Below are 14,097 nucleotides of genomic sequence, written 5' to 3'. Positions count from 1 at the left end.
GTGAGTTTCAAGGTCAAGATTCAGAGGGACACAGCCCATGACTTCTGACACCCCCGCCGGTCGGCGTTTCCGGGTGTTCAACAGGCGGCGGTCCGCGCCGAGCCGGGCGCGCCGGCGCCTCGGCGCCGCGTTCCGCATGGTCGCCGCCCTCGCTCTCGCCGGAGGCGTCTACACCGCCTTCACCCCGGGAGCGTTCGCCGAGGACACCCGGCAGCTCTCCGCCGCCGCCCAGGAGGGCAAGGCGCTCTACGACAACAGCTGCATCAGCTGCCACGGCCGTAACGCCGAGGGTGTCGAGGGCCGTGGTCCCAGCCTGGTCGGCGTCGGGTCCGCCTCCGTGGAGTTCCAGGTGGGCACCGGCCGCATGCCGATGACCCGCCAGGAGGGCCAGGCCGAGCAGAAGACGCCGCAGTTCGACGAGGACCAGACCAGGCAGCTCGGGCAGTACATCCAGGAGCTCGGTGGCGGCCCGCAGATCCCGCGGGGCTCGCTCACCCAGGACCTCGAGGAGCACCCCGACGCGCTGGCCAACGGCGGTGAGCTGTTCCGCATCAACTGCACGTCCTGCCACAGCTTCGGTGGTGCCGGTGGCGCGCTCTCGTCCGGTAAGTTCGCGCCGGGCCTGCACGACGCGACCGCGGAGGAGATCTACGCGGCGATGCTGACGGGCCCGCAGAACATGCCGGTCTTCGGCGACAACGAGATCACGCCGGAGCAGAAGCGCGAGCTCATCACGTACATCACGCAGCAGCTCCAGGAGGACAAGGACCCGGGCGGCGTGTTCAACCTCGGCCGGTACGGCCCGGTCACCGAGGGGCTGGCCATCTTCCTGGTCGGCATCACCATCCTGGTGTTCGCGGCGCTGTGGATTGCGGGGAAGTCATGACGGTTACGAAGCACGGGGCGCACGGCGCCGGCACCGAGCCGGTCGACGTCCAGGACCCCCGGCTCTCCCGCTTCGACATCGTGCGGGAGGGCGCCCGGCGCGACGACATCGAGATCGTCACGTACGAGTCGCAGTTCGAGGGCACGAACTCCAAGGCGGAGAAGCGCGTCGTGCGCAACATCGCCCTGCTGTTCGTCATCTCCGGGCTGGCGGCGACGGCATTCGTGGTCTTCTACATCGTGTGGCCGTGGGAGTTCAAGCTCGGCCACGCGATCAACGACTACTACACGCCGGTCCTCGGCATCAGCCTCGGCATCTCGCTGCTCGCCCTCGGCTTCGCCATCCTTGCCTGGGCCAAGAAGCTGCTGCCGCACGAGGTCTCGATCCAGGACCGGCACAACAGCCCGTCCAGCGACGACGACCGGCTGATCGCCGGTCAGACCCTGGCGTACGTGGCGGACGAGCTGGGCGTGCAGCGGCGGCCGCTGCTCAAGGGCGCGATCGCGCTCGGCATGGCCCCGCTCGGTGTCGCCGCCGCGGCGCCGCTGATCGGTGGGCTCATCCAGAACCCGCACAAGGACGACGAGCCGATGATGTACCGCACCGGCTTCGACCCGGTGCCCAACCACGGCAAGCCGGTGCGCCTCACCCGTGAGGACGGCACCCCGATCCGGCCCGAGGACGTCAGCGTCGGCGGCCAGATCACGGTCTTCCCCGGCGTCCCGGGCGGCGCGACCAACCACTACGCGGATTCGCCCACCCTGCTCATCCACCTTCGGGCGGACGACGCGGAGAAGGCGCGCACCGCGGCCGACAGTGACGCGGTCAACAAGGGTGCGATGTGGGGCAACTACGTCGCGTACTCCAAGATCTGCACCCACGCCGGCTGCCCCGCCAGCCTGTACGAGCAGCAGACCAACCGCCTGCTCTGCCCGTGCCACCAGTCGCAGTTCATCATCACCGACAACGCCCGTCCGATCTTCGGCCCGGCCAGCCGTCGCCTGCCCGCGTTGCCCCTCGATGTAGACGCAGAGGGTTTCTTCGTGGCAGCGTCTGACTACCGGGAAGCCATCGGACCCGACTTCTGGGAGCGGCCGTGAAGCGCCGAAAGCTGGACCTCGCACAGGTCCCCGCTGCCGTCGGCAAGGGAGTTGACGACCGTTTCCAGGCCGCGACCCCGTTGCGGGCCCTGCTGAACAAGGTCTTCCCCGACCACTGGTCCTTCCTGCTGGGCGAGATCGCGCTGTTCTCGTTCATCGTCCTGCTGCTCAGCGGCGTGTTCCTGACCCTCTTCTTCGACCCGTCGATGACGGAAGTCGCGTACAACGGCTCGTACACCGCGCTGCGCGGCATCGAGATGTCGAAGGCCTACGAGTCCTCGCTGCACCTGTCGTTCGAGGTGCGCGGCGGCCTCTTCATGCGGCAGATGCACCACTGGGCCGCGCTGCTGTTCATGGCCTCGATCGTCGTGCACATGGCGCGCGTCTTCTTCACCGGCGCGTACCGCAAGCCCCGCGAGGCCAACTGGGCGATCGGCGTCACGCTGTTCCTGCTCGGCTTCCTCGCCGGCTTCACCGGCTACTCGCTGCCGGACGACGGCCTCTCCGGCACCGGCCTGCGCATCGCCTCGGCGATCATGCTGTCCATCCCGGTCATCGGCACCTGGCTGTCGGCGTCGATCTTCGGCGGTGAGTTCCCCGGCGAGCTGATCATCGGGCGCTTCTACATCGCGCACGTGCTGCTCATCCCGGGCGGTCTGCTCGCGCTGATCAGCATCCACCTGGGCCTGGTCTTCAAGCAGAAGCACACCCAGTGGCCCGGGCCGATGCGCACCAACGACAACGTCGTGGGCGAGCGCATGTTCCCCCGGTACGCGCTCAAGCAGGGCGGCTTCTTCATGGCCGTCTTCGGCGTCATCGCGCTGATGGCCGGCCTGTTCCAGATCAACCCGATCTGGCTGTTCGGGCCGTACCGTGCCTCCGAGGTCTCCTCGGCGAGCCAGCCGGACTGGTACGTCATGTTCATGGACGGCCTGGTCCGCCTCATGCCGGCCTGGCAGATCGACATCCCGATCGGCGACGGCTACGTGATCCCGCCGCTGTTCTGGCCGGCCGTCGTCGGCCTGGGCGCGCTGACCACGGTGCCGATGTTCTATCCGTTCATTGAGGCGCGACGCCTGAAGGACACCCAGTCGCATCACCTCCTCCAGCGCCCGCGCGACGCGCCCGAGCGCACCGGCCTCGGCGCGATGGCCTTCACGTTCTTCGTCGTGGCGACCCTGTCCGGCGGCAACGACGTCATCGCCGACAAGTTCCACATCAGCCTGAACGCGATGACCTGGGCGGGCCGCATCGGCCTCGTGATCCTCCCGCCGCTGGCCTACTACATCGCCGTACGCATCTGCCTCGGCCTGCAGCAGCACGACCGCGAGGTCCTGGCACACGGCGCGGAGACCGGCATCATCAAGCGCCTGCCGGACGGCCGGTTCGTGGAGGTCCACCAGCCGCTCGGCCCGGTCGACGAGCACGGCCACCCGCTGCCGCTGGAGTACGCGGGCTGGGTCGTACCGAAGAAGATGAACCGCCTCGGTGCCCTGGCGCCGGCGGTGAAGGGCTTCTTCTTCCCGGTCGAGAAGCCGGCCGAGGCGCCGGTCTCGCCGGCGGTGCCGCCGGTGACCGGCAAGGACGATCGCCAGGAGATCACCTCCGGACGCTGAGCAGTAACGGAGAAAGGGGGCCCGTTCCCGGGCCCCCTTTCTCGTGTCCGTGCTCAGTCGGCCTCGGGCAGGCCGATCGCGAAGGCGTCCTCGAGGTCGTGCCGGGAGTACGCCCGGAAGGCGATGTGCGACTCGGTGCCGACCACACCGGGAGTCTTCGAGATCCGCCCGGCGATCACCTCGGCGATGTCGTCGAACCGCGACACCCGCACGATCGCGATGAGATCCACGTTTCCGGCCACGGAGTAGACCTCGCTGACCCCGGGCAGCGCGGCCAGCGCCTCAGCGACCTCCGGAATCGAGTCGGTGGCGCAGTCGATGTGCACGATCGCGGTGTTCACGGAAGCTCCCTCAGGTCGGCGTCGGTTCATGCTAGCGATCCCCACCCGCCGTCCGGGAAGGTTGTCGGCACGGTCATGTCGTCGCCCGCGCGGATCGCCTCGATCAGGTCCTCGCCGGCGGCCACGCGGGCAGCCGGCCAGACCACGGATCGTCGCACCCGCCCGGCCACCACGGCCCCGGCCCCGACCACCGACTCCTCGGCTGACCCGGTGACCTTCGCACCGGGGGCGATCAGACCGCCGCTCGCACCGGCGGCGTGCAGGTTGGCGGCCAGGTAGGTGGCAGGTGTGCCGGTGTCGAGGTAGACACCCTCGTACGGGATCAGTTCCAGGTCTCCCGCCGCCTCCGCCGGCCGCCACACCGTGCGGACGAGGTCGGAGAACTCCGGGCCGAGGTCACGGACGTAGCGCCACGGCAGCAGCGAGAAGCCGGCGAAGCGGCGCCCGCTGAAGCCGCCCGTGTCGCCCGGCGTGACCGGCTTGGTCAGCATGCGCACCGTGTCGCCGTTCCACCCGTCCAGCAGGGCTGCGATGTCCTTGCCGGGCTCCCGCAGCGGATCGGCCAGGTACGCGTCCGCGTTGCCGGCCAGCACCCCCCGCCCGCCGATCCAGTCGCGCAGCCGGCCGATGCCGCCGGACGTGCCCGCGGGACCGTCCGGTTCCACGGAGAGATGCGCACGCCCGCCCACGTGCGCCACGATCTGGTCGGCCAGATACGCCGCGTTCACCGCCACCGAGGACGGCCCGTGCAGACCCAGACCGGCCACGCGGTCCAGCGCCCGGTCCAACAGCGCCACGTTGGCGACCGGACACAGAGCCTTCGGTACGAGCGTCGTCAGAGGACGAAGCCGCTGCCCCTCCCCGGCGGCCAGGATGACGGCCGACACGGCCACCTTCGCGACGGTCATGGTGGTGTCAGGGGGTCTGCTGGGCGGCGTGCGGGCCGATGCCGTAGATGCCGAGTAGGTAGGCGGTGCTCGGGGTCAGCGGTGGCAGGTCGTCGAGGGGAAACCAGTCCGCCTCCAGCACCTCGCCGCCGTCGACCACGAGCGGGTTCGTGGAAGCCGGGACCGTCGCCAGGAAGACGGTGTCGACCCACCCCTTGGTGTGCACGATCGCGTTCGGGACCGCCGGCGTCAGGTCGGCGGGGTCGATGTCGACGCCCGACTCCTCCCGCAGCTCCCGGGCGGCGCCGACGGCCGGCTGCTCCGCCTTCTTGAGCAGGCCGGCGGGAAGACCCCACCCGCGGCCGGGCGGCTGGCGCAGCAGCAGGAGCCGACCGGGGTCGGCCGCCTCGGCGTCGCGCACGATGCAGACCGCCCCGACGAGATACTTCGGCACGATGAACCGCACGATCCGCCGGCGCATCGAATGCGGCAGCCGGTAGAACGCCTGATACGCGGCGCCGCGCAACCGCCGAGGCATTTTCACGACCCCAGGCTAGCCGGACCATGTCCGGCCCTTGGCCGCGGTGGTCATCCGATCCCCCGGAGCGTCATCCGAGCGGTTACCGGCTGCCTGCACCGACGGCGCTGGTGGTCAGGGCTTCGTGGCGTTCCGCCATCGGGCCGGTCCGGTCAGTCCGGGTGGTCCACCAGCGCGATGAGTTGCTCGACGACCTGATCCGGTTCCAGGTTGCGCTCGGTGACCGCTACCAGCATGGTTTCCAGGTCGGGGTAGCCCAGTTCGTCCGCGAGCCGGCGCAGCGGGACCTCGCTGGCCAGGCCGCGGTCGTGTTTTCGCAGGGTCAGGCCGATGGTCGCGCGGCCGAGGCGGACCTTGTCGGCGATGCTGATGCCCGGAGCGTTCTCTTCCGCGAAGTAGCGGTTGATCTGCATCTGGGCCTGCGTGGATTTGACGAAGCCGAGCCACTCCTTGCGGGGGCCGCGCACGCCGGTGCCCGGACCGGCGTCGGTGTGGCCGTCCGTCTCAGAAAAAATCTCCACGACGTCGCCGTCGCGGAGCTGCGAGCTGAGGGGGGCCAGGCGGCCGTTGACCGTCGCGGCGAGCGTCTGGTCGCCCTGGTCCGGGTTCAGTTCGTACGCGAGGTCGACCGGGGTGGAGCCCGCCGGCAGCTCGACGGTGCGGCCCTTGGCGAAGACCGTGATCTGCGCCTCGGCGAGGTCGCAGCGCAGCGAGGCGAGGAACTGTCCCGCGTCGGTGGTGTCCTGCTCCCAGTCGAGGACCCGTTTGAGCCAGGTGAGCTGGTCGGTGCCGGGGGCGGTCTCGGAATCCGACTTCGGATAGCGGTAGCCGGTGGCCACGCCGTACTCCGCGCAGCGGTGCATCGAGACCGTACGGATCAGCACCTCCACCAGGCGTCCCTCGGGGCCGGTGACCGTGGTGTGCAGGGAGCGGTAGAGATTGTTCTTGGGTGAGGCGATGAAGTCCTTGAAGCGACCGGCCACGGGGCGCCACTTGCCGTGGATCGCGCCGAGGGCGGCGTAACAGTCGGTCTCCGGCCCGTCGACCACGACGGCGATGCGGGGCAGGTCGAACGGCACGGTGTGCCCGCCCGCGACCGTGTCCTTCCAGATCGAGTAGTAGTGCCGCGGGCGCGCCTTCACGTCGGCGCTGACCCGCTGGCGGCGCAGGGCCGTGCGGGCCTGGGCGGAGACGCCGGCGAGGTATTCGTCCCAGCCCGGACGGTTCTTGACGTGCTCGTCGATGCGGGAGAACGACTCCGGCTCGAGGTGGTAGAGCACCACGTCGTCGAGGTCGCGCTTGAGGGCCTGGATGCCGAGGCGGTCGCAGAGGGGCACGAGCACGTCCAGCGTGGCCGTCGCGATGCGCGCCCGGGAGGCGGGGGAGCGGGCGTCCAGGGTGCGCATGTTGTGCAGCCGGTCGGCCAGCTTGATCACCAGGACCCGGACGTCCTTGCCCGCTGCGATGATCATCTTGCGGATGGTCTCGGCCTCGGCCACCTTGCCGTAGAACGCCTTGTCGAACTTGGTCACGCCGTCGACCAGGTGGGTCACCTCGGGGCCGAAGTCGCCGTGCAGCGTCTCGAGCGTGTAGCTGGTGTCCTCGACCGTGTCGTGCAGCAGGGCCGCGACCAGCGTCGTCGTGTCCATGCCGAGCTCGGCGCAGATCTGCGCGACCGCGAGCGGGTGGGTGATGTACGGGTCGCCGCTCTTGCGGAACTGGCCGCGGTGCATGTTCTCCGCGACGGCGTAGCTGCGGCGCAGGACGCCGGCGTCGGCCGACGGGTGGATGGCGCGGTGGGTGCGGGTCAGGGTGGTGACCGGATCGTCGTCATTGCCCTGAAAGCTCAGGAACGATCGCAGCCGCTGGGACAGCGGTGCTGCCGGCAGGGCACGTCCAAGCGCGGCGCCGTGGCCGGCGTCGACGTCCACCCGGACACCCCCTCACCGATCGACCACACCCTACGCGTGGAAGCCGCCGATTGCTCGGCTTCACGGCCGCGTCCTTACAGCCTATGCGAGCGAGCGTCGTCCGAACGGTCAGTTACCGATGAGCGAATGGACGAGTCTCTTCTCGACGCCGCGGCCTCAGCCTTGCTGAGCAGGGTAGTAAAGCGCGCTGCGCCACGCGCGGGTGACACCCAGTCGCCGGAAGTTTCCACCAGCCGGGTGTCGGGTCGTTCCAGCCATGCCAAGATCCGCTCGCTCTCCTCGGCCGAGGCCGCCGGGACCGGCCCCGGTCCGGGTAGGACCGTCTCGGCCGTCGCCCGCGCCAGGTCGAGGGTCGGCCGGGGATGCAACCGCGGGGGAGACGTCGCGGCGGCGGCCAGGCGGCCGTGCCGGACCACGATGATCTCCCATCCGTACGCCTCGTTGCGCCGTGCCGCGACCAGCTCGCCGAGCCGGGTGAGCGCCCCCAGCTTCTGCATGCGCACGGTGGCTCGCAGCAGCGCGACGAGGCGGGACCGCACGACGGCCGCCTCCTCGTAACGCTGCCGCTGCGACAGCGCCTCGATCCGGACCATCAGGGCTTCCACCAGTGGCTCCGGGTCGCCCTGGGTCGCGGTGCTGAAGGGCAGTGCGGCGCTGAGGGTGTACGCCTCGGGGGTGATGCGGTGCTCGCAGGGCGCCGCGCATCTGCCCAGCTCGGCCAGCGCGCAGGCCGGCGTGGTGGTCCGGGTGGAGAGCTTGTGGGTGCACTGGCGCAGCGGCACGGCGTCGTAGACCCCGGCGGCGGCCAGTTCGGCGGTGCGCCGCGACGAGAACGGGCCCAGGTAGGCGGCGCCGTCGTCGGTGAACTGGCGGACCACCGACAGCCGGGGGTACGCCTCCGCGGTGAGCTTGAGCCAGACGACCCGCTCCGGATACTTCGACCTGCGGTTGTACGGCGGGGCGTGCGAGGCGATGAGCCGCAGCTCGCGCACCTCGGCCTCCAGCGAGTGTGCGCACTCGACGGCCTCCACCCGGGTGGCGGCGGCGATCATCTCGGACATCCGGGCGCGCTTCTCGCTCGCCGTGAAGTAGCTGCGGACCCGGGTGGCGATGTCGACCGAGGTGCCGACGTAAAGCGGGCGGTCGTCGGCGGCGCGGAACACGTAGACGCCCGGCACGTGCGGCAGGTCGTCGGCGAGGTGGCGTTTGCGCCGTTGGGTAGGGGTGACCGCCTTGGCGAACTCGATCGCGTCGCCGAGGGTGTGGACCTTGAAACTGCCCAGCCGCTCGATCAGCCCGTGCAGGACGTCGACGGTGGCCTTGGCGTCGTCGAGCGCCCGGTGGGTGGGCTGCACGCGGGCGTGGAAGAACTGGGCGAGCGTGCCGAGCTTGCGGTTGGGCACCTCGTCGCGGGTCAGCGCCCGGCGGGCCAGGGCGGCGGTGTCCAGAACGCGCAACTGCGGCCAGACGTGCCCGTGCCGCGCGCAGGCGGCCTTGAGGAACCCCACGTCATAGGGCGCGTTGTGGGCGACCAGCACCGCGCCCCGGAGGAACTCGAGCAGGCTCGGCAGGACGGCCTCGATCGGCGGCGCGGGCGCCAGCATCGCCTCGGTGATGCCGGTCAGCACGGTGATGAACGGCGGCAGACGCTCGCCCGGGTTGACCAGGGTGCCCAGCACGCCGAGCTCCTCGCCGCCGCGCACCTTGACCGCGCCGATCTCGGTGATGCCACCGCCGTCCGGCGCGCCGCCGGTCGTCTCGAGGTCGAGGACCACGAACGTGGTGTCCCGCAGCGACAGCGCCGCCGGATCGACCGAGCCGTCCGCGCTCAGGAGGGTGTCCAGAGTGCCCTGGACGTATGCCGGTTGTGCCACGGCGGGGAATGTAGGGGTGGGGTACGACATTCTGCCGGGTCCGTACCCGAAAAGATCACTTGCCTCCGCAAGCTTTCCGCAGCCCACGGTGGGAGAATAAGAAAATGTCCGCGCCGCACGAGTACGCCGACCGTCCCTCCGAGGAGGAGGCGGCGTCCCTCGGTGCGCCGGAGGACGACCCGGCCGGCCGGCGCGGCCCCGGCGCGGCAGATGACGATCACTCCCCGGCTGCCGCGGGCGCCGGGGATGATCGGGCCCCGGCTGCCTCGGGCGCCGGGGATGATCTTCGCGCTGAGGGTGGGGACGGCGATGCGTTCGAGGAGGATGCCGGCCTGCCGGAGCCGGTGTTGCCCGAGCCGGTGCGTCAGCGGATCACCACGCTGACGGCCGCCGCCCTGCCCGGCATGCCCGCCGACGAGATTCCCGTCGCGTTGCGGAGGGTGGCCCGGTTCGCCCCGAATCGTCGGGCCCGGCTGGGTGGTGCCGCGCTCGCCGCCCAGCTCGCCGCCGATCCGTTGTTCCGCCAGCGCATCGGCGTCCGGGTGGTCACCGAGAACGGAGACCTGGCCGCCGCCGTCGCGGCCGGGATGGCGCCCGCTGCGGCCGACCCCGTCGAGGTCGCCGCCCTCGCCTATCTGGCCCGGCCCGCAGGCTGGCGCGACCTGGTCACCGCGGCCGGGGAGTCGGTGCGCGCCGAGGCGGACAGCGCGGCCGTGGCCCACCAGATCCGCGAGGCCGAGCAGCGTGCCGCCCGGGCCGAGCACGACCGTGCCGTCGCCAAGGTCGAGGCGGACAAGCTCCGCGACGAGCTCGCCCGGGTGCGCGAGGAGCTGGGCCAGCTCCGCGAGGAGGCCCGGAGCGCGGCCCGGGCGCTGCGCGAGACGCAGGCGGCCCACAAACGGGCCACCGATCTGCTGGCCACCGAGAAGGGACGCACGGCCAAGGTGGCCGCCGACCACGATGCGGAGGTACGGCGGCTGCGCACGCGCCTGGCGGAGGCGGAGGCCGCGGCCGCCTCGGGTAAGCAGAGCGCCAAGGACGCCCGGGCCGCGGACGACGCCCGCCTCTGGCTGCTGCTGGAGACGATCGGGCAGGCCGCCTCCGGCCTGCGCCGCGAGCTTGCCCTCGGGCCCGCCGACAAGCTGCCCGCCGACTTCGTGGCGGACGCCGCGGCCGACCGGCCGGGCGCCGCGGAACGGTCGCGCCCCCGCGCCCAGGACACCGACGACCCGGGCCGCCTGGACCAGTTGCTGGCGCTGCCCCGCGCCCACCTGATCGTCGACGGCTACAACGTCACCAAGCGCGGATTCGCCGAGATGTCCCTGGAGCACCAGCGCAAACGGCTGATCACCGGGCTCGGCGGCATCGCCGCGCAGACCGGGGACGAGGTCACGGTCGTCTTCGACGGGGCGGAACGCGTCCACGGGCTGCCACCCGCGCCCCGCGGCGTACGCGTGCTCTTCTCCCGCAAGGGCGACACCGCCGACGAGCTGATCCGGCAGTTGGTCCGCGCCGAGCCGGCGGGCCGGCCGCTCGTCGTCATCTCGTCGGACCGGGAGGTCGCGGACGGCGTGCGCCGGCATGGTGCGTACCCGATGGGCGCCGACTCGTTGCTGCGCCGGCTCGCGCGGTCCTGATTTTTGTCGTACCCCCTCCATAGCGTGACTGTCACCGATGGTGGTCGGTCCGCGACAGGCACTTCCCCCGGATCGTGGCCGGGCCACCATCGGCACGAGGAGGAAGTGATGATCATCGACTGCGGCCGCTGCCCCGGTAGGGGACGTGGATGCGAAGGATGCCTGATCAAGGCCATGGCCGACACCCCGGACGGCATCGGCGACCTGACCCCGGGCGAGCTGCGGGCGATCGAGGTCTTCGAGCTGGCGGGGTTCGAGGTCGAGCTGTTGGAGACCCCGGAGCCGCCGGTCTCGGTCCCTCTCGTCCGCCGCCACGGACACGTGGCGTGATCATGAACCGCTCGGCGACGGCGCGCCGCGCAGGCCGCGCGCCGACGCAGCCTGGGTGACGGCGGGTCCGCACGGCGACGCGGCGTGGGCGGGGGGTCCGCAGCGCGATGCGGCGTGGGTGGCGGGTCCGCACGGCAGTGCGGGAGTGCGTGTCGGGTGCCGGTGGCGACGCGGCGTGGGTGGCGACGGGTCTGCCCGGCGGCGCAGGCGTGGGTGGCGGGTCCCGGTAGCGATGCGGCGTGGAGGGCGGCGGGTCCCGGTGACGTGATCATGCCTGGGTGCGCGCCTAGGATGGGCGGGTCCTCGCGCGTGGGTCGGCCTGCGCGGGTCGGTCGGCGGCAGCACCGGCCGTAGCGGTCGGCGACGGCGCCGGCCGGAGGGACCAGGATGGAGGCACGAGCGTGACGCCACGGCTGTGGGCCGCATGCACGCTGGGTGTGCTGCTGGTCGCCCTGATCGTCTACGCCGCGGTGACCGTTCCGTGGCAGCGGCCGCCCGCTCCCCGGGCCGACCAGATCGCGGCGCTGGCGGAGCTTCCCGCCGATCGGGTGGCCCGGGCCCGGGAGTTCCATTCCGCGCTGCGGCCCGGTGCATACGGCGGGCTGGCGATCGGCCTCCTGGGGGCGTTGCTGCTCGGCCTCACCCCGCTGGGCTCGCGGCTCGTGTCGTGGGCCGGCCGCCCGTTCGGCGACCACTGGATCGCCCAGGCCGTCCTCGGCGGGCTGCTCATCGTCCTGGTCGCCGAGATCCTCACCCTGCCCTTCGCCGCCTGGCGGCACACCGTCGTCGTCCGGTACGGCATCTCGACGCAGACCTGGGGTCCGTGGGCGGTCGACGTGGCGAAGTCGTTCGCCGTCGGCGCGGTCATCGGCGCGGTGGCGCTACTCGGCTTCTTCACCGTGACCCGCCTGGCGCCGCGGTGGTGGTGGGCGTTCGGTGCGGTGGGCGCGGCCGCTCTGGTGGTGCTGCTGTCGTTCGTGCTGCCGGTGGTGGTCGAGCCGGTCTTCAACAAGTTCACCCCGATGGCCGCCGGACCGCTGCGCACCGAGCTGATGGACCTTGCGGCGCGCGACGGCGTACCTGTCAAGGATGTTCTCGTCGCCGACGCGTCCCGGCGGACCAGGGCGGTGAACGCGTACGTGTCCGGCTTCGGGCCGACCCGGCGGATCGTCGTGTACGACACGCTGCTCACCGAGGCGGCGCCCGCCGAGGTGGTGTCGGTGGCCGCGCACGAGCTCGGTCACGCCAAACGCCACGACGTCCTCACCGGCACCGTCATCGGCGCCCTGGGTGCCGCCGCCGCGGTGATCGCGCTGTATCTGCTCGGCTCGCTGGGCTGGCTGCTGCGCTGGGCCGGCGTCGACGCGATGGGCGAACCGCGGGCGATCGCGCTGCTCCTCGCCCTGGTGACGCTCGCCGGCCTGGCCGGAGGCCCGGCGCAGGCGCTGGTCTCCCGCCGCGTCGAGGCCCGCGCGGACGCCCACGCGCTCGCCCTGACCGGCGACCCGGCCGCCTTCGAGGCGATGCAGCGCCGCCTCGGCAGCGTCAACCTGTCCGACCCCGACCCACCGGCCTGGGAGTACCTCATGTCCGCCTCGCATCCGTCCACCGTCGAGCGGATCGCCGCCGCCCGCGCCTTCGCCCGAGGTGAGCGCTGATGCCGGACCTGTGCGGGGCCGGAGTCGTCGCACGCGCCTGCGGCGGGGGTGAGCGGTGATGTCGCGGACGCTGCTCGTCACCAACGACTTCCCGCCGCGGCCCGGGGGGATCCAGCAGTTCGTGCACAACCTCGCGGTGCGGCAGTCGTCCGGGTCCGTGGTCGTCTACGCCTCCACGTGGCGCGGGGCCGCGAAGTTCGACGCCGAGCAGCCGTTCGAGGTCGTCCGGGAGAAGACCGGGGTGCTGCTGCCCACGCCCGCCGTCGCGCGGCGGGCGGCCGAGATCGCGCGATCGTACGAATGTGACAGCGTCTGGTTCGGGGCCGCGGCGCCGCTGGGGCTGCTGGCCGGTGGGCTGCGCCGGCGGACCGGCATCACCCGGGCGGTGGCGCTCACCCACGGGCACGAGATCGGCTGGGCCGCCCTGCCCGGCGCACGGCAGTTGCTGCGGCGCATCGCCCGGGACAACGACGTGGTGACCTTTTTGACCGAGTTCCAGCGGATACGCCTCGACCGGGCGCTGCGCGGGCTCACCTCCCTCGAACGGCTCACGCCCGGGGTGGACGTCGACGCGTACCACCCGGACGTCGACGGCGCCGCGGTGCGGGCGAGGCACAAGCTCAGCGACCGGCCCGTCGTCGTGTGCGTCTCGCGGCTCGTGCCCCGCAAGGGCCAGGACATGCTGATCCGCGCGCTGCCGTCGATCCGCCGGCGCGTCCCGGGCGCGGCGCTGCTGATCGTCGGCGGCGGGCCGTACCGGGAGACGCTCCAGGCCCTCGCCCGCGCCGAGGGCGTCGAGTCCGATGTGGTCTTCACCGGCTCGGTGCCCTGGGAGGATCTTCCCGCGCACTACGCGGCCGGCGACGTGTACGCGATGCCGTGCCGCACCCGCGGCGCGGGCCTCGACGTCGAAGGCCTCGGCATCGTCTACCTCGAGGCGTCGGCGACCGGCCTGCCCGTGCTCGCGGGCGACTCCGGCGGCGCACCCGACGCGGTCCGCGAGGGGGAGACCGGGCACGTCGTGGGCGGCAAGGATGTCGCCGCGATCGCCGACCGGCTCGCCGAGTTGCTGTCCGATCCGGACCGCGCGAGGCGGATGGGCGCGGCGGGCCGGGCCTGGGTCGAGCGCGAGTGGCGCTGGGAGACCAAGGCCGCAGGCCTCGCCGACATGCTGAAGCAGCCGTAATCGGTTGCGGTCGGTGGGAGCCTCGCATAGAACTGGTGGCCGGATCTTCGAGAAAGGAGGGCTGAGCCGTGTACGCCATGAATACCGCGCTCGTGTCCTCCCGGGGTTATCAG

Annotated in this window: 12 protein-coding genes; 7 read left to right on the top strand and 5 right to left on the bottom strand. The window is 71.8% G+C overall.

The window, feature by feature from the left end; all coding sequences use genetic code 11:
- Positions 1-37 precede the first annotated feature (37 nt).
- Genes qcrC through qcrB form a run of 3 tightly spaced genes read left to right on the top strand, consistent with a single transcriptional unit; the run spans position 38 to position 3,602 of the window.
- Positions 38-886 (top strand): cytochrome bc1 complex diheme cytochrome c subunit, encoded by an 849-nt coding sequence (qcrC, locus tag EDD30_RS10175; RefSeq protein ID WP_071809349.1) that lies wholly within the window; start codon positions 38-40, stop codon positions 884-886.
- Complete coding sequence (gene qcrA, locus EDD30_RS10170; RefSeq protein ID WP_071809348.1) at positions 883-1,986, top strand: cytochrome bc1 complex Rieske iron-sulfur subunit; 1,104 nt, start codon at positions 883-885, stop codon at positions 1,984-1,986. The genes qcrC and qcrA overlap by 4 nt, the downstream gene beginning before the upstream one ends.
- Positions 1,983-3,602 (top strand): cytochrome bc1 complex cytochrome b subunit, encoded by a 1,620-nt coding sequence (gene qcrB / locus EDD30_RS10165; protein ID WP_071809347.1) that lies wholly within the window; start codon positions 1,983-1,985, stop codon positions 3,600-3,602. The genes qcrA and qcrB overlap by 4 nt, the downstream gene beginning before the upstream one ends.
- Positions 3,603-3,655: 53 nt before the next feature.
- On the opposite strand, the gene EDD30_RS10160 is transcribed toward qcrB, so the two are convergent.
- The 5 genes from EDD30_RS10160 to EDD30_RS10140 all read right to left on the bottom strand — a co-directional run bounded on the left by EDD30_RS10160 (position 3,656) and on the right by EDD30_RS10140 (position 9,173).
- A complete protein-coding gene (locus EDD30_RS10160) occupies positions 3,656-3,943 on the bottom strand; it encodes an Lrp/AsnC family transcriptional regulator (RefSeq protein ID WP_071809346.1) in 288 nt (95 codons plus the stop codon).
- Positions 3,944-3,969: 26 nt separating this feature from the next.
- Positions 3,970-4,851 carry a sugar phosphate nucleotidyltransferase gene (locus tag EDD30_RS10155; RefSeq protein WP_071809345.1) on the bottom strand — a complete coding sequence of 294 codons (882 nt, stop codon included), beginning with the start codon at positions 4,849-4,851 and terminating at the stop codon, positions 3,970-3,972.
- Between the two features lie 7 nt (positions 4,852-4,858).
- Positions 4,859-5,368 carry an NUDIX hydrolase gene (locus EDD30_RS10150; RefSeq protein WP_071809344.1) on the bottom strand — a complete coding sequence of 170 codons (510 nt, stop codon included), beginning with the start codon at positions 5,366-5,368 and terminating at the stop codon, positions 4,859-4,861.
- Positions 5,369-5,520: 152 nt separating this feature from the next.
- Entirely contained in the window at positions 5,521-7,299 is a 1,779-nt protein-coding gene (locus tag EDD30_RS10145) for a RelA/SpoT family protein (RefSeq protein ID WP_071809343.1), read from the bottom strand.
- Positions 7,300-7,373: 74 nt separating this feature from the next.
- Positions 7,374-9,173 (bottom strand): DEDD exonuclease domain-containing protein, encoded by a 1,800-nt coding sequence (locus EDD30_RS10140; protein ID WP_071809342.1) that lies wholly within the window; start codon positions 9,171-9,173, stop codon positions 7,374-7,376.
- A 104-nt stretch (positions 9,174-9,277) separates the two neighbouring features.
- On the opposite strand from EDD30_RS10140, the gene EDD30_RS10135 reads away from it, so the two are divergent.
- The 4 genes from EDD30_RS10135 to EDD30_RS10120 all read left to right on the top strand — a co-directional run bounded on the left by EDD30_RS10135 (position 9,278) and on the right by EDD30_RS10120 (position 13,984).
- Entirely contained in the window at positions 9,278-10,810 is a 1,533-nt protein-coding gene (locus tag EDD30_RS10135) for an NYN domain-containing protein (protein ID WP_071809341.1), read from the top strand.
- 174 nt (positions 10,811-10,984) lie between these two features.
- Positions 10,985-11,140 (top strand): hypothetical protein, encoded by a 156-nt coding sequence (locus EDD30_RS10130; protein WP_425321268.1) that lies wholly within the window; start codon positions 10,985-10,987, stop codon positions 11,138-11,140.
- Between the two features lie 401 nt (positions 11,141-11,541).
- Positions 11,542-12,798, top strand: coding sequence for a M48 family metallopeptidase (locus tag EDD30_RS10125; RefSeq protein ID WP_123678204.1), 1,257 nt, complete (start codon positions 11,542-11,544; stop codon positions 12,796-12,798).
- 58 nt (positions 12,799-12,856) lie between these two features.
- On the top strand, positions 12,857-13,984 hold the full coding sequence (locus tag EDD30_RS10120; RefSeq protein WP_071808097.1) for a glycosyltransferase family 4 protein: 1,128 nt from the start codon (positions 12,857-12,859) through the stop codon (positions 13,982-13,984).
- Positions 13,985-14,097 lie beyond the last annotated feature (113 nt).

The organism is Couchioplanes caeruleus (genome assembly GCF_003751945.1).
GTDB classification, from domain to species: domain Bacteria; phylum Actinomycetota; class Actinomycetes; order Mycobacteriales; family Micromonosporaceae; genus Actinoplanes; species Actinoplanes caeruleus.
Note: the sequence above shows the minus strand (reverse complement) of the source record. Positions and strands in the feature narration are given on the sequence as shown.